We start from the raw sequence: 15,049 nt of genomic DNA, 5'->3' as shown, positions 1-15,049 counted from the left end.
TTCAAGGGGCGGCGCGCATATTCCTATGTCCTAAGTCTGAACAAACCATGTCCCACGCCGTAAAGTTCCCCAAGCGAAACCGTCAAGATTTCACCCGGCTCACGGCCATGTGGTCGCATGTTACAAAAAACGGGCGCTTAAAGCGTGTCCAAAAGCGTTTGCATATCTTCGGGCAAAGGCGCCTCGAACCGCATTTCTTCACGTGTCACCGGATGGATAAAGCCCAGAACAGCGGCGTGAAGCGCCTGACGCGGGAAGGCATCCACCGCATCGCGGGCCGCCTCGGAGAGCGCTTTATGATTGAGTTTCCGCCGCCCGCCATAGGTCTGATCGCCGACCAAGCCGTGCCCGGCATGGGCCATATGCACCCGGATTTGGTGCGTGCGCCCGGTCTCAAGCCAGCATTCCACCAACGCCAGTTGCGGCGGCGTGCCAAAAAGCTCCAGAACACGCGCACGGGTGATCGCATGGCGGCCCTCTGTGAAGGACACAGCCTGCTTTTGCCGGTCCGTTTTGTGGCGGCCCAGCATGGTGGTGATGCGCAGAATGTTCGAGCCCTCGAAACTCACGCCTTTGACGCCGCGCAACCGCGGGTCCATCGGGTCCGGCGCGCCGTAGACCAGGGCAAAATATTTCCGCTCGACCGTGTGTTTCTCAAATTGTTTCGCAAGGCCCTGATGCGCCTTGTCGGATTTCGCGACGACCAGAATGCCCGAGGTGTCCTTGTCAATCCGGTGCACGATTCCTGGGCGTTTCTCACCGCCGATCCCCGACAGGCTCTCGCCGCAATGATGCATCAAGGCATTGACCAAAGTGCCCGACGGACTGCCCGGCGCCGGGTGGACCACCATGCCGACGGGTTTGTTCACCACGATCAGGTCGTCATCCTCGTAGATCACGTCGAGCGGGATGTCTTCGGCCTTAATCTCGACTTCGGTGGCCTCTTCGACCGTGATCTCGATTTGATCGCCCGCCTCGACCTTGCCCTTCTGATCGGTGACAACCACGCCGTTCACCTTCACGGCGCCCTCGGCCAAAAGTTTCACAAGCCGCGAGCGCGACAGCGTGGCTTCTTCTGGCACATCGCGGGCAATCGCCTTATCAAGACGTTTGGGCGGGTGTTCCCCGATGACAAAGGAGACGGTGACAATCATGGATGATCCGATAAGTAAGGACGTCGAGTTGGACCCAAAAGATGCGGCGGGGCTGACGCTGTTGCGTCGGCTGGTCACCGGGCTTTTGGGGGTGATGATTGTCGGGTTTCTAGTGCTGATTGGCTTCCTTGTCACGCGCTTCCCGGATTTCGAGGAAACGGGCACCAATACGGGCCCTGCGCTGAGCTGGCCCGAGACGCTCGATCTGCCCGAAGGTGTGACGCCCGAGGCGGTGACGCGTGGGTCCGATTGGGTTGCTGTGGTGGCCGGGGATGAGATTTTGATTTTCGAGGCCGCGACCGGCGCGCTGCGCCAACGGATTGCTGTCGAAACCCCGTCGGACTGAACTCGAACTGAACGCGGCACTCAATTTTTCGAAAATTCGCGGCTCTGAAACAGAGAACGCGGCGCCCTCCCCTGCGCCGCGTTCCTCCCCCCGAACATGAGGCCCATGACAGGCCAATCGTCGGGAGTGTTCGCATTGGGTCCAACCGCTCCGATCAGGTGCCTTTTGTTTTGCCTTTGCAGCACTCACAAGCTGCATAAGCAAACAATGCGACCGGAAGCAGGACCAGGGCCGAATAGGCCAATCCTACGACATAAAGGTGCATGATGTCCTCCCTGATTGGAAGACTAACATGCAATTCACCGAATTGCTACATTTTGTCGCAGGCCAATGCAAGCCCGGAATCTCGCCTTGAAGTTCGAGGGTTAGCCGAATGAACCGCTCCATTTCCGTGCGCATCGCCTTGGCCCGCGCACTGGGCAACCGTCCCGTCGGCCAGACCACGTAAATCTCGCGTTCTGGACCGCGCCAGATCGTCGAAGGCGGCGGCCGCCGAGAGCGTCAAAACGCGGGTCTCCTGGGTCTGCTCATGGGCGAGCGGGGATGCGTGGTGTTCGACGTATTGCAGGATTTGGACAATGGCAGGCGTTTTACAATTTGGGAATGTTGGCAGTCGCCCAAGGACCTGGCCACGCATTTCGAATATCCGCATACCAAAGCGGCGCTGGCGCGCGGGATGACGCGGGTTATGTCGCAGGCCAAGCTGACATCGGTGAACAGTGCAATCGCGCGGAACGGCCCACAGATCTGACCCATCCACTAAGCACTCAAATATGTCGGGGGGGGGAGTGGTACCACCTCCCCGGCTCGAACGGGGGACCTCCTGATCCACAATCAGGCGCTCTAACCAACTGAGCTAAGGCGGCACTGTCGGGGGATTTACTGTCCTGTGATGATGAATGCAAGAGGCAGTTTGGACAAAACGGCGCTTTGGCGGGCATAAATTTCGCAGAGGCGGCCCCCGCGCACGCAGCGCGACAAGACCCGCCAACCTCAGTGCCGACTTGCCTCATCTGCTGCAAACGCGTAAACGGCTTGGCATCCACAAAGGAGCCATCATGGGTATCAATTCGGAAAAAGACATCGAAGCCAATCTTCAGATCGGGCCGACCACGCTTGGCATGGTGCGCATGTTCATCGAGGCGACGGGTGGCATCGAGATTCCGATGGATTTCGAGCCGGAAGAGGCCGAAGAGATCGCCGAGGAGCTGCGCGCAGCTGCCGCACAAGCGCGTAAGCTGGCGAAGTAAGCTCACGCCTGAGAGGTCATCTGCCTCCGGCGGGAGTATTTCCCCCACGAAGAAGACTATTTTTCTTTGAACATGCCGTTTTCCCTGAACATTCCAGCGACGCCCGGATCGCGGTAGCTCTGGAGCCGCGCGGCGGCGGTGCGGGCGAAGATCATGTGGATTTTCTTGCGCCGGGCGGGCGGCAGTTTGTCTTCATCGGGCATCCGCACGATCTCCGCGCCGTAACCATCCGCCAAAATGAGGCCCGCGTCTTCTGGCAGGATCTCGACCGGAAACTCGGCATCGACCGCGAAAAAATAGCGGTCGCACCAGTCCAGATAGCCCTGCCATTTGCAGTCCGACATGAAATCTGCGCGGCTGGATTTGCATTCGATCACCCAAACCTCGCCCTTTGGCCCCAGCGCCATGACATCGACGCGCAGGCCGCGCGCGGGCACGAGTTCCTCGACGCAGGTAAAATCATGGCTGCGCATATGGCGTGAGACGCCGCGGGCCATACGTTGACCGGGTTGGAAGGTGGTGATGTCACTGGGATCGGGCATGAGGACATATCTGGCGCAAGTGGACATGAATTTCAACGCCCTGCCCCTCTGCCCCTTGTCCTTTCCCGTGGTTCGCCCTATCTCGGGCTGAGGCGGGATCTGCTCGTTTCGTACACATGGGCGCAAGTCTCCGGAGGCCTTACGCAACCGAATGGGAGCTGGCTCTGTCAAGACCCTGGTTTTGTTACCTGGCGCCCACCTGATATATCAGGCATCGGGAGCAAAGCGTCGCTACGGATGCTGTGGTCCCCCGCCGCCTTACCAAAAAACGCGCCTCTCGGGGCGCGTTTTTTATTGGGACCTCTTTGGATTAGCGGCGCCGGGACTGAGCCTCAACGGGGATCGGCTCAAGGGCGGTGAGCGGAATGTCATCACGTTTGCCGCCCTGATCACCGTCCTCGCTTTCGGCCATGCGCATGATCGAAATGGCAAATTGCACGCCGGAGAAGACGATGCCATTGGCGAACCACAAGACGATTACGGCAATGATGCCGACGTCATTGTGCGTCACCAGATGCCAGAGATTGGCCACGTTGAAATAGAGAAGCGTCCCGACAAAAGCGGCGGCGATGGCAAAGCCGATCAGCACCTGGGTGATGTAGAGTTTGACCAGTTTGGGCATGGCAGTGCTCCCGACGTGAAACATATTCAAGAAGTGTAGCACGTTGGGTAGAATTTTCCAGCTGCATTCCGTCGCAGCCCTTGCTCCGAAAAATCCCACACGAGCCTTATTTTCAGCACAATCCTTCACAACAATAGAAGCAATATGTGAGCAGTCTCATCAGAGAACCCATCGTGATTTTGAATTCATTTCAATACCTTCGCGGTATCGCCATTCTCATCATTGTCATCGCGCATATGGTGCCGCGCGTATACCCGCGGTCCTTCTCGGTCGAAGAAAGCGCCGCCTATAATCTCTTCCAAGGCGGGACAACGCCCTTCGTTTTTCTGTCCGGCTTCATATTGATCCATGTCTTCCTACCGCGCTTCGCCAGTGGACGACTGAGCTATGGTGCCTTCATGCGCGACAAGATCGAAAACATCTGGCTGCCCTATCTCATTCTCGCCCTACCCTTCCTTCTTTTGACAGCATCACAAAACAATCTGGTCACGAGCTATCTCGGACATGCTTTCGGCACTGGCGACTTCGTTCAAAACACGAAGGACACGCTTTGGCTCTTGTACACAGGACGCCATGTGTTCGCGCATTGGTACGTCACTTTTGCGATCTTTCTCTTTGCATTGACACCGCTCTATGTCGTTTATAGCCGCGCGAGACCCACAGTCCGCGCCCTTATTCTCGGCCTCGCCTTTATTATGAGTCTGTGCCTGCACAAACCCATGTGGGATGTGTCGAAACTGCATGCGCTGCTCTATTTCTCATCCGTCTACATGATCGGGATCGAAACCGCTCTAAACTGGGACCGTATCGCACCGCGTTTACAACGCAACGTCTGGACCCTTTTCGTGCTCTGGCTGATGCTTATCGGGCTACAGATGAGCTTTGGCTATCACGGCACTCAATTCCGCACCCTCTCCCTGAGCTACGCGGGACCGGATTTAATGCTACTGCAAAAGCTTGTTTTGACATTCGCCCTGCTGGCGCTTTTCGAGCGCCTCAAGCACAAGAACCTGCCCGTTCTCACGTCTTTGGCCGAAAACAGTTTCGGGATCTTCCTCTTGCATCCGATTGTCTATTACATCCTTATGCAATCCGGCCTCTTGCCGCGCAGCGGTGTGCTCGCGCTTGACGTCACAATCTGGGCGACGATGGTTATGACAGGATGCTATGCAGCCATCGCCACAGCGAAACTCAGCTTCCCCAAGTACAGTCGAAAAATCGTCGGAGTTTAAGTTTAAAAAAGACACCGGAAGCTCATAGAGCTTCCGGTGTCTTTTCACATGCCTAATTTGCTCGCTCTCCCGATGGCCTTAAAAGGCCTCCGGTAGAGCTTCGCATGCTTCATTTGCTCGCTCTCCCGATGGCCTTAAAAGGCCTCCGGTAGAGCTTCGCGGGCCATATGATCCAACACCGCGTTGACGAATTTCGGCTCACGACCATCGGGGTAGAACGCCTTGGCCACATCCACGAATTCCACAATCACCACCTTGGGCGGCGTGCGGCCAGACAAAAGCTCGGCCCCTGCGGCACGGAACAGCGCGCGGAGCGTCGAGTCGATCCGCGCGATCGGCCATTTCGCCACCAAAGCCCGGTCGGTCATCTGGTCGATCTTGGCCTGATCGTTCACCGCGATCTCGGTGATCTCGTGGAACAGGTCGCTGTCACCGTCGATGAACGTGCCCTCTTCCTCAGTCTCGAGACCGAAGAAATGGTCGTAGAACTGGCGGCGCACCTTGTCGACGGTCATATCCGCCGCTTCCATTTGAAACAGCGCCTGCACGGAGTACAGCCGCGCGGCAGATTTCATCTCGCGCTTGGTGGGCGGTTTCAGATGGGTGTTCTCTTCGGTCATTTTTAAGCGTCCATCAGGCTGGCTTGGTGTCACCGGCAAGCTTGATCGCGTCCGCGTGGAATCCCACGCACTTGCTCGGAGCGGCCCATTTGCGCGAAAGCGCGATGAGATGCAAGGCCGCAGCCGCTGCCCCGCCACCTTTATTTTGACCTTTGCTCTCGGCACGCACCACGGCCTGGTCGCGGTTTTCCACGGTCAGGATGCCGTTGCCGATGCAGAGACCCTGAAGGCCCATGAGCTGAAGCGCGCGCGAGCTGTCGTTACAGACCGTCTCGTAATGCGTGGTTTCGCCCCGGATGACACAGCCCAGCGCCACGTAGCCGTCGAAGTTCGACAGCTTGTCGGCGATGGAAATCGCGGTCGGGACTTCGAGCGCGCCCGGCACTTCGACCAAGTCCCAAGTGCCGCCGGCCTCCTCGATGGTGGATTTGGCGCCTGCGACCAGCTCGTCGGCGATGTCCTTATAATAAGGCGCCACGACGATCAGCAGTTTCACCGGCTCTTCGAATTTCGGCAGATCGAGAATGTGATGTTGTTCAGCAGCGGCCATGGCTCATGCCCCTTCCGTAATTTTGCGTGTTCCGACGATTTCGAGACCAAAAGCCTCAAGCCCCGGCACCTTCGGTTGCGGGCTGTCGGTCACGAGGATCAGCTCGTGCAGACCCAGAGCGGCGAGGATTTCGGCGCCAAGCCCGTAGCGACGCAGGGTTTGCGGCGAGGCTTCGTCCTCTTCCGCCATTTTCATCCGCGTGTCACGCAAAAGGACGACCACACCGCGGCCCGCCTCGGCGATCAGCTCCATCGCGCCTTCCATCTCGCGCGAGGTCTTGCCAATGCCCAAGACGTCTTCGAGCGGGTTGAGGTTGTGCACCCGAACCAAAGCCGGCTTGCCATCCGTCACATCGCCTTTGGTCAGAACGATATGTTCGGCGCCGTGCAAATCATCGGTGTAAATCTGCATATTCCAGTCGCCGCCGAATTCGGAACGCACCTGGCGCTCTGTCACCTTGGTCACGAGGTTGTCGTGGCGGCGGCGATAGGCGATCAGATCGGAAATCGTGCCGATCTTGAGATTATGAAGCTGCGCAAAGCCCACAAGATCCGGCAGGCGCGACATGGTGCCGTCTTCGTTCATGATCTCACAGATCACCGAGCTGGGCATCAGACCCGCAAGACGCGCGACATCGACACCGGCTTCGGTGTGGCCCGCACGAACGAGCACGCCGCCATCGCGGGCGCGCAGCGGGAAAATATGGCCGGGTGTGGCGATGTCTTCGGCGGTTTTCGACGGGTCGATCGCCACAGCAACGGTGCGCGCGCGGTCGTGCGCAGAAATGCCGGTGGAGACACCCTCTTTCGCCTCAATGGAAACGGTAAAGGCGGTTTCGTGGCGCGACGAATTGCTCGAGGCCATCATCGGCAGGCCAAGCGCGTCGATCCGCTCACCCGTGAGCGTCACACAGATCAATCCGCGCCCGTAGGTCGCCATGAAATTGATCGCCTCAGGCGTGGCCATCTGCGACGGGATCACCAGATCGCCTTCGTTTTCGCGATCCTCATGATCTACAAGGATAAACATCCGGCCATTGCGGGCGTCTTCGATGATTTCCTCGATGGGGGAAATGGCGGCGTGAAAGGTTTCGCTATCGGTCTTGGGTGTCTCAGACATGGTCGGTATCGGCGGCTTTCTGGGGATTCAGTCGCCTTTCCGTACAGGTTTGCGCGCCCAAACGCCAGCCTCATCACACGCACATGGTCCGGTCGTTTCACGCACCCTGTCCGAAAAGACAGGCATCCCTTTGAAAACCCGTGTCGAAAGCCTCAATCTCCAAAGAAAACCGGCGCCTCGATCTGGCCGCCAAGCTTGCCCGCCATCAGCCAGTCCGCCTCAAAGGGCGCATCCGCGATGAGCACCATACCCGCGCGCGGCAGTTTCGGCCCCAAAAGCGCAGACAGACGGGCACGCTGCGTGCTCCAGGGGGCATAAGGCGCGGGGGCTGCGGCGGCTTTGTCGATGCCCTCCATGGTCTCAATCAGCTCCGGCACAAGCGGATGATGGGCGGCGACCAGACGCGTGGCCTTCACCTGCGCCAGTTTGTCGGCATAGGCCACGGGCATCTGATCACCCTGACGAATGAGTCGCAAGGCATTGGACGAGAACAGAAAACCGATCACATCGCGGCCGGTGCAAGCCCGGATCGAGGCGTAGGATTTATAGGGCAGACCCAGCTCTTCGGCGCGGCGCACCCGGCGGCGAATGACCTCGATGGGCAGGGTCTCCCCCATCAGCCCCTTGCGCGCCTTTTTCCAGAGAAACCGACGATAGCCGACGCCACCATCGAGAGCCGGACCACCATTGTGGCCGACACCATAGAGCGGCGGGCGGCTCATGCCTGCCACTCCTGAAGTCGCGCCACGTAGCGCGCCAGCGTGTCGATCTCGAGGTTGACCTTATCGCCCACCTTTGCGCGGCCCCAGGTCGTCACCTCTTGAGTGTGCGGAATGACGTTGATGCCAAAGCTGGTGCCCTCGACCTCATTCACCGTCAAGGACGTGCCGTTCAAGGCCACCGAGCCTTTCGGCGCGATGAATTTCGCAAGAGCCTCCGGCGCGTCAAACTTGATCCGCGTGCTGTCGCCCTCGTCCACCATTGCGATGATCTCGGCGACGCCATCGACATGGCCCGACACGATATGGCCGCCCAACTCGTCCCCGAGTTTCAGGGCGCGCTCAAGGTTGAGTTTTTTCCCGACCACCCAAGCCGAAATATTGGTCTTCGACACGCTCTCGGCAGAGATTTCCACGTCGAACCAGTTTTGCGGATCGGTTCCGAGCGCAATCACCGTGAGGCACACGCCGTCACAGGCAATCGACGCCCCGATCTCAATGCCGTCGACATCATAGGCGCAGCCGATCCGCGCCCGCAGATCGCCGCGCTTTTCCAGTTCCAGAACGGTGCCGATGTCCGTGACGATCCCAGTGAACATGTCTTCTCCTGTCGGGCTCAATTGCTTTGCGTCCAGAGGTAGCGCCCCCGGCGCGGCGCTGCAAGCGGTGGTAACGCGGGCCTCCTCAGGGAATCTTCACCTTTTTCGGAAATGCTCTGCGCGAGGCTGCGACCGAGCGGCCACAAATCCGCCCGATTTTTTAGGCAAACAACACTTTAACCATGACAAGCCCGCCGGAGAGGCCCAAAGACAACGCCATGAAGCACCCAGAGGTCCAAACCACCGCGAAAACGCGCGTATTCCTGATGTTGCAGGGACCGCATGGGCCGTTTTTCTGGTCTTTGGGTAAAATGCTGCGCGCCGCTGGCGCCACCGTCTGGCGCGTCGGCTTCAACGCCGGTGACCGGGCGTTCTGGTTCTCGACCAAAAGCTTCCTGCCCTACACCCAGCCTGCCGATGACTGGCCCGAGCGTTTTGCCGAGATCCTGCGCGAGAAATCCGTCACCGACATCGTGCTTTACGGCGATACCCGTCCTGTACATGCGCTGGCGATCGAAAAAGCCCGCGAGCTGGGCCTGACCGTGCATGTGTTCGAAGAGGGCTACATCCGCCCCTATTGGGTCACCTATGAGCGCGACGGTTCGAACGGCAATTCGACCCTCATGTCGCTTTCGGTGGCGGAGATGCGCGCCGCCTTGGACAAGATCGACCACGACAATATCGAGCCGCCCGCACTTTGGGGCGACATGCGCCAGCACATCTTTTACGGCGCGCTCTATCATTGGTTCGTGATGTTCCGGAATTCCGCCTTTAGACATTATCGTGGCCATCGCGAATTGCCGGTCACCAAAGAATTCCTATTGTATTTCAAACGCCTGATCCTAATGCCGCAGCATTGGCTGTCGCGGGCGTGGCACACGCGTTCGATCCTCTCTGCCGGGCATCCGTTCCACATCGCGCTCTTGCAGCTCGAACATGACACCAGCTTTCAGGTCCACAGCCCCTATTCCACCATGCCCGAATTCATCGCCGATGTGATTGAGGGCTTTGCGCGCGGCGCGCCGCAGCATCATCACCTGGTGTTCAAGGCGCATCCGCTGGAAAACGACCGGCGCAACCTGCGTCACGAAATCCGCCGCATCTCTGCGGAATTCGGGGTCGAACACCGCGTGCACCATGTGCGTGGCGGCAAGTTGCAGCGGCTTTTGCACAGCGCGCGATCCGCCGTCACGGTGAATTCCACCGCCGGGCAACAGGTGCTGTCTCTGGGCATCCCGCTGCGCATTCTGGGCCGCGCTGTCTATGACAAGCCGGAGTTCGTGTCGCATCAAAGCCTCGAGGCGTTTTTCGCGCACCCCGACCGCCCCGACACCCGCGCCTATCGCGATTACCGGCAGTTCCTTTTGGAAACCTCGCAGGTGCCGGGCGGGTTCTATTCCAAACGCGGACGGCGCCAGTTGATGCGCCAGGTCGTCGATTTGATGTTGTCCGAGGACGCCCCCGATGTGGCGCTTTTGTCCGGCACCGCGCCGCCGCGCCAGCCGCTGCGCCTCGTCAAGTAACCCCGTCAAACCGTCCGCCAGACGCGCATGCAGGGCAAAGAAGGCTGCAAAACGACGTCCAAGCTGAATTTGTGCCGCTACATCCTGAGGCGAGTATCCCCTCAACCACACTCCCTATGGGACCAGCGACCTTCCCGCAACACCCGTGCTTCGGACCGCATGGCTTTGGTCGCTGCGGTGGATTTTTGACTCGCTATTCATTAATCTTCTGATTAAACCCGATAAAAATATGGGGCAGAGGAGTTCGACCAGTGCAGATCCTGACATCGCGCATCACCCGCGCCATCACGCTTGTGGCCGTGGTCGCAAGCCTGTCCGCCTGTGCTTTGCCGCGCTCTGGCCCGAACAAGAAAGAGATCTTTGCCGGCTCCGTTCTGGAACAAGGCGATTCCTTCGTCGTAACGGTCAATGACCGCGTCAACGCCGCCACCGCGATCAATCAGGAACTTGGCTTTTCCTCCGCCTTCCAAAACGCGGGCGTGATCGGATCTGACACAATCTCTCCGGGTGACGTGCTGTCGCTCACCATCTGGGAAAACGTGGATGACGGCCTTTTGGCGGGCCAGGGCGCAAATGCCACCGTCCTCTCCGAGGTTCAGGTCGACGGCGGCGGCTTTATCTTTGTCCCCTACGCGGGCCGGATCAAAGCCGCAGGCAACAGCCCCGAAGCCATCCGTCGCATCATCACCGAAAAACTCGACACCCAGACCCCGGATCCGCAGGTCATGGTCGCCCGCGCCGCAGGCGATGGGGCCACCGTCACCATCACGGGTCAGATCGCCGGTCAGGGCGTTTACCCGATCGAACGCCCGACCCGTCGCCTCACCGCGATGCTCGCCAAAGCGGGCGGTGTTTCCGTCGAGCCCGATGTGGCGCAGGTCAAGGTCATTCGCGGCAGCAAGGTCGGCACCGTCTGGTTCGCCGATCTGTATGAAAACCCGAAATACGACATTCCGTTGCGCGACGGCGATCGCATTCTGGTCGAAGCCGACCCTCGCTCCTTCACCGCGATGGGCGCGACCGGTGGACAAAGCGTGATCTCCTTTGAGACCCGCAACCTCTCCGCGCTGGAAGCCATCGCCCAAGTCGGCGGGTTGCAGACCAATGCCGCCGATCCGACCGGCGTCTTCGTGTTCCGCAACGAACCCGAAGAGATTGCCAAACAGGTCCTGGGCCGTGACGATCTGGTCGGCACGCAGCGCCTGATTTATGTGCTGGACCTGACGCAGCCGAACGGGCTGTTCCTCGCACGCGACTTCCTGATCCGCGACGAGGACACGCTCTATGTGACCGAAGCACCGTTCGTCCAATGGCAGAAAACTCTGGGCGCCATCACCGGCACCGCGACCTCGGCCAATTCGCTCAGCAACCTCGCCAATTAAGGCCCATGGTCGACGCCGACCGCACCGCATCCAAAGCCGCCCCGACATTGTCCGGGCGGCTTTCCTTTGCGACACCCAAACTGTTTGAACGGGTTTGGGCAGACCCCGATCTCACCTGTGCCACGCGACAGGACTGGGACGATCTTCTGGCCGTGAGCGGATTGGACGACAGTGCACAACTCGCACGTGCACGCGATGCGATGGATTGGCTGGTTTCATTGGAATTGTCCAAGTTTTTGTCTCATGTGTCGGGTGAGGCGCTTCCGAATGTTCCATATGTGCTGGTTTTAGATCAGCCCCGTGCCACGCAAGCGGCCCCGACAGAGGCCGATATGCTGGAAATGCTGGTCTTTGCGCAGACCGAATTGCTGAATGCGCAGGTCGCGATCCTGACCTGCCAAGACGGGTTTTTCACGGATCATGACGACCCGCGCGTGACGCTTTTGCCGCCGGAAACGCCCCTCTACCCGCTTCTGGAAACAGCCACCTCCGTCTACACCCATAGTGCGGGTTCCGGCTTTGACGCCATTTTGGCCGGCCACCGTCCCCGTGTGTTTGGGCGGCCCTGGTTTGGCAGTCTCGATCTCACACAAGACGAAAACCCCGATCCGCACGCCACACGCCGCCTCACCCGCGCGCAGCTTTTCTGCGGCGCTCTTATGGTGAGCACGGTCTGGCGCAGCGGAGATGCAGACCTTGAAATCGAAGAGGTTTTGAGCCGCCTTGAGGCGCGGCTTCGGGCCAGAAACGAAGACAGCCTTGGTTATGTCTCCTCCAATATCTTGCCGTGGAAGCGCCCTTTCTTGCGACAGTATCTGGGGCAGGCTCGGATTATATTTTCCGACGACGCCGAAGAGATCGCCGGGCACAAAACTGAAGGGGTGCGCCACCTTGCCTGGGGGCAAACGTCGCAGGCTGATTTGCGGCTTGAGGACGGTTTCCTGCGCTCACGCGGCCTCGGCGCCGCCCTCGTCCGCCCTCTGTCTCTGGTGCTGGACGATCTGGGGATTTACTTCGATCCGACTCGTCCCTCACGGCTTGAGTCGTTGATTGCGGAGCGGGCGGTGTTGACAGGCCAACAACGTAAGCGCGCTGAAAGCCTTACCCGCCGCCTGACGGAGCTGCGCCTGAGCAAATACAATGTCGGACAAGGCCAACCCGCATTGCCGCAAGGGCATCGGATTTTGGTCGCTGGGCAGGTGGAGGATGACGCCTCGATCCGTCTCGGTGCCGGAGAGATTTCGACCAACTTGGCACTTTTGCAAGCCGCACGCGCGGCCCACCCCGACGCGGTGATCGTCTACAAACCGCACCCGGATGTCGAAGCAGGGTTGCGGCGCGGGAAAACCTCGGAGGCCGCGCAGATCGCCGATATCATCGCGCAGAAAGCCGACCCTCTGGCCCTCATCGAGGCCTGCGATGAGGTCTGGACCATGACGTCTCTCATGGGCTTCGAGGCGCTCCTGCGCGGCACGCCCGTGACCTGCACGGGGGCGCCGTTTTATGCCGGTTGGGGGCTAACCACCGACCTCGGATCAACGCCTGCCCGTCGCGCGGCGCGACCCGATGTGATGGGCCTCGCCCATGCGGTTCTCATTGATTATCCACGCTATTTTGACCCGAAAACCGGCGCGCCCTTGTCGCCGGAAGAGGCGGTGGAGCTGTTGGCATCGACTCCAAACGGGCGCAGCCGCGCCGCACAGTTTGGCCTCGCAAAACTGCGCCAACTGCGCGCCGCCCTCTTAGGTCTCCGCTAAGCTCCAAAGGCTCAGCGCGTCCGGTCCGATCTGCTCAAAGCTCTCCAAAAGATAGCGCGGCGCGGTCGCCAGACGGTTCAGCCCCAAGGCCCCCAGACCCGGCAGGCCTTCGGCGCCGATCGCCAGGCCTGCGGTGAACAAAGCGACGCGATCCACCAGCTCCGCAGACAAGAGCGACGCCGCCAAGGCCCCGCCCCCTTCGCAAAACACCCGCGTCAAACCGCGTGCGCCGAGCGCTTGGAACGCCGCCTGCGGGTCGAGATGTCCGGCCAGGACACCAACTTCGATCAGCTCCGCGCCGAGGCCTGTCCAGGCCGATTTCAACTCTGCGCTGACGTCTGGGCCATGAAGAATCCAGACCGGCACCTCCTGCGCCGTGCGCGCCAGTTGGCCGCTCAGAGGCAGGTCGAGACGCCGGGACATCACCACCCGCACCGGCTGATGCGAGACACCGAGACCGCGCACGGTCAGGCCCGGATCATCGGCGCGGGCCGTTCCGCCGCCAACCAGAACTGCGTCGTGATTGGCGCGCATGGCATGCACCCTGCGCCGCGCCTGCGGGCCGGTGATCCATTGGCTTTCCCCTGTGGCGGTCGCGATGCGCCCGTCCCAAGAGAGCGCCAGTTTGAGGGTCAGCATCGGGCGGCCCTTGGTGACCTTGGAGAGAAAGCCCATTTGTTGGCGGCGCGCGTCCGCCTCAAGCACACCTGAGCTCACAGAAAGCCCTGCGCTTCGCAAAAGTGCAAAGCCTTTGCCATTCACCCGCGGGTCGGGATCGCCCAAGGCGACAACAACACGCGACAGGCCAGCCTTGATCAGCGCCTCGGAACAGGGGGGCGTTTTGCCATGGTGGGAACAGGGCTCCAATGTCACATAGGCCGTGCCGCCACGCGCCAGATCACCGGCTTGCGCGAGCGCCATGGCCTCTGCGTGGGGGCGACCGCCGGGCTGGGTCCAGCCACGTCCAACGACGCGACCGTCTTTGAGGATCACACAGCCGACAGCGGGATTGGGCCACGTCCGGCCAAGACCACGCGCCGCCAAAGATAGCGCGTGACGCATGTGCCGTTCGTCAAGAGTCAGGCTCATTCGTCAGACTTGGGATCCGGGCGCAACTCACTGACAAATTTGTCGAAATCGTCGGCGGCTTGGAAATTCTTATAGACCGAGGCAAAGCGCACGTAGGCGACGGTATCGATCCGCGCAAGGCTTTCCATCACGATCTCGCCGATGGTTTTCGACGGAATATCCGTCTCGCCCATGCTCTCCAGACGGCGCACGATGCCGGAGATCATCTGATCCAGACGCTCAGGCTCGATCGGGCGTTTCTGGGCCGCGATACGAATGGAGCGTTCAAGTTTGTCACGGTCGAAATCTTCGCGGCGGCCATTGGTTTTCACCACGACGAGATCGCGCAGTTGCACACGCTCATAGGTGGTGAACCGCCCGCCACAGGCCGAACAGAACCGTCGCCGACGGATCGCAACATGATCCTCAGCCGGACGGCTGTCTTTCACCTGGGTATCGACATTTCCGCAAAATGGACAACGCATCTGCGCCCCCTTATCTCATCACTGCCTCAGTCTTCTGGGGTCTTTGCCCCAGTTATCCACAGGCACTATAGGGGGAAGCCC

17 protein-coding genes and 1 tRNA gene are annotated in these 15,049 nt (G+C 60.1%); 7 read left to right on the top strand and 11 right to left on the bottom strand.

Annotation, left to right across the window (positions count from 1 at the left end):
• Nucleotides 1–137 precede the first annotated feature (137 nt).
• On the bottom strand, nt 138–1,154 hold the full coding sequence (locus HCZ23_RS02045; protein WP_167600020.1) for an RluA family pseudouridine synthase: 1,017 nt from the start codon (nt 1,152–1,154) through the stop codon (nt 138–140).
• On the opposite strand from HCZ23_RS02045, the gene HCZ23_RS02040 reads away from it, so the two are divergent.
• Both HCZ23_RS02040 and HCZ23_RS02035 read left to right on the top strand, forming a co-directional pair.
• The gene (locus tag HCZ23_RS02040; protein ID WP_167600019.1) at nt 1,153–1,500 is read left to right on the top strand and encodes a DUF6476 family protein; all 348 of its coding nucleotides are present in this window, start codon (nt 1,153–1,155) and stop codon (nt 1,498–1,500) included. The genes HCZ23_RS02045 and HCZ23_RS02040 overlap by 2 nt on opposite strands.
• Nucleotides 1,501–2,029: 529 nt before the next feature.
• Nucleotides 2,030–2,251 carry an antibiotic biosynthesis monooxygenase gene (locus tag HCZ23_RS02035; RefSeq protein ID WP_254869855.1) on the top strand — a complete coding sequence of 74 codons (222 nt, stop codon included), beginning with the start codon at nt 2,030–2,032 and terminating at the stop codon, nt 2,249–2,251.
• A gap of 38 nt (nt 2,252–2,289) precedes the next feature.
• On the opposite strand, the gene HCZ23_RS02030 is transcribed toward HCZ23_RS02035, so the two are convergent.
• Nucleotides 2,290–2,366: transfer RNA gene (locus HCZ23_RS02030), tRNA-His, on the bottom strand.
• Between the two features lie 192 nt (nt 2,367–2,558).
• Here HCZ23_RS02030 and HCZ23_RS02025 point away from each other — a divergent pair.
• Nucleotides 2,559–2,750 carry a DUF6324 family protein gene (locus HCZ23_RS02025; protein ID WP_167600017.1) on the top strand — a complete coding sequence of 64 codons (192 nt, stop codon included), beginning with the start codon at nt 2,559–2,561 and terminating at the stop codon, nt 2,748–2,750.
• A gap of 56 nt (nt 2,751–2,806) precedes the next feature.
• Here HCZ23_RS02025 and HCZ23_RS02020 read toward each other — a convergent pair whose 3' ends face one another.
• Complete coding sequence (locus HCZ23_RS02020; RefSeq protein WP_167600016.1) at nt 2,807–3,292, bottom strand: MmcB family DNA repair protein; 486 nt, start codon at nt 3,290–3,292, stop codon at nt 2,807–2,809.
• A gap of 310 nt (nt 3,293–3,602) precedes the next feature.
• Complete coding sequence (locus tag HCZ23_RS02015; protein WP_167600015.1) at nt 3,603–3,914, bottom strand: hypothetical protein; 312 nt, start codon at nt 3,912–3,914, stop codon at nt 3,603–3,605.
• Between the two features lie 146 nt (nt 3,915–4,060).
• On the opposite strand from HCZ23_RS02015, the gene HCZ23_RS02010 reads away from it, so the two are divergent.
• Entirely contained in the window at nt 4,061–5,146 is a 1,086-nt protein-coding gene (locus HCZ23_RS02010) for an acyltransferase (protein WP_167600014.1), read from the top strand.
• A gap of 134 nt (nt 5,147–5,280) precedes the next feature.
• Here the strand turns inward: HCZ23_RS02010 and nusB are convergent, their stop codons facing one another.
• The 5 genes from nusB to HCZ23_RS01985 all read right to left on the bottom strand — a co-directional run bounded on the left by nusB (nt 5,281) and on the right by HCZ23_RS01985 (nt 8,753).
• The gene (gene nusB, locus HCZ23_RS02005) at nt 5,281–5,766 is read right to left on the bottom strand and encodes a transcription antitermination factor NusB (protein ID WP_167600013.1); all 486 of its coding nucleotides are present in this window, start codon (nt 5,764–5,766) and stop codon (nt 5,281–5,283) included.
• Between the two features lie 13 nt (nt 5,767–5,779).
• Nucleotides 5,780–6,316 (bottom strand): 6,7-dimethyl-8-ribityllumazine synthase, encoded by a 537-nt coding sequence (locus HCZ23_RS02000; protein WP_167600012.1) that lies wholly within the window; start codon nt 6,314–6,316, stop codon nt 5,780–5,782.
• Between the two features lie 3 nt (nt 6,317–6,319).
• Entirely contained in the window at nt 6,320–7,435 is a 1,116-nt protein-coding gene (gene ribB, locus HCZ23_RS01995; RefSeq protein ID WP_167600011.1) for a 3,4-dihydroxy-2-butanone-4-phosphate synthase, read from the bottom strand.
• A gap of 152 nt (nt 7,436–7,587) precedes the next feature.
• Complete coding sequence (locus tag HCZ23_RS01990) at nt 7,588–8,157, bottom strand: hypothetical protein (protein WP_167600010.1); 570 nt, start codon at nt 8,155–8,157, stop codon at nt 7,588–7,590.
• Nucleotides 8,154–8,753 carry a riboflavin synthase gene (locus tag HCZ23_RS01985; protein ID WP_167600009.1) on the bottom strand — a complete coding sequence of 200 codons (600 nt, stop codon included), beginning with the start codon at nt 8,751–8,753 and terminating at the stop codon, nt 8,154–8,156. Before HCZ23_RS01985 ends, HCZ23_RS01990 begins: the two co-directional genes overlap by 4 nt.
• 218 nt (nt 8,754–8,971) lie before the next feature.
• Here HCZ23_RS01985 and HCZ23_RS01980 point away from each other — a divergent pair, with 218 nt between their 5' ends.
• From HCZ23_RS01980 to HCZ23_RS01970, 3 genes are all read left to right on the top strand, one after another.
• Nucleotides 8,972–10,276 (top strand): capsule biosynthesis protein, encoded by a 1,305-nt coding sequence (locus HCZ23_RS01980; RefSeq protein WP_167600008.1) that lies wholly within the window; start codon nt 8,972–8,974, stop codon nt 10,274–10,276.
• Between the two features lie 251 nt (nt 10,277–10,527).
• Nucleotides 10,528–11,658: a polysaccharide biosynthesis/export family protein gene (locus HCZ23_RS01975; RefSeq protein ID WP_167600007.1), complete on the top strand. Its 1,131-nt coding sequence runs from the start codon at nt 10,528–10,530 to the stop codon at nt 11,656–11,658.
• 5 nt (nt 11,659–11,663) lie between these two features.
• The gene (locus HCZ23_RS01970) at nt 11,664–13,415 is read left to right on the top strand and encodes a capsular polysaccharide biosynthesis protein (protein WP_167600006.1); all 1,752 of its coding nucleotides are present in this window, start codon (nt 11,664–11,666) and stop codon (nt 13,413–13,415) included.
• Here HCZ23_RS01970 and ribD read toward each other — a convergent pair.
• Entirely contained in the window at nt 13,401–14,504 is a 1,104-nt protein-coding gene (ribD, locus tag HCZ23_RS01965) for a bifunctional diaminohydroxyphosphoribosylaminopyrimidine deaminase/5-amino-6-(5-phosphoribosylamino)uracil reductase RibD (RefSeq protein WP_167600005.1), read from the bottom strand. The genes HCZ23_RS01970 and ribD overlap by 15 nt on opposite strands.
• Nucleotides 14,501–14,968 carry a transcriptional regulator NrdR gene (nrdR, locus tag HCZ23_RS01960; RefSeq protein ID WP_167600004.1) on the bottom strand — a complete coding sequence of 156 codons (468 nt, stop codon included), beginning with the start codon at nt 14,966–14,968 and terminating at the stop codon, nt 14,501–14,503. Before nrdR ends, ribD begins: the two co-directional genes overlap by 4 nt.
• Between the last annotated feature and the right edge of the window lie 81 nt (nt 14,969–15,049).

It is taken from the genome of Celeribacter sp. HF31 (assembly GCF_011806455.1).
Taxonomy (GTDB): domain Bacteria; phylum Pseudomonadota; class Alphaproteobacteria; order Rhodobacterales; family Rhodobacteraceae; genus Celeribacter.
Note: the sequence above shows the minus strand (reverse complement) of the source record. Positions and strands in the feature narration are given on the sequence as shown.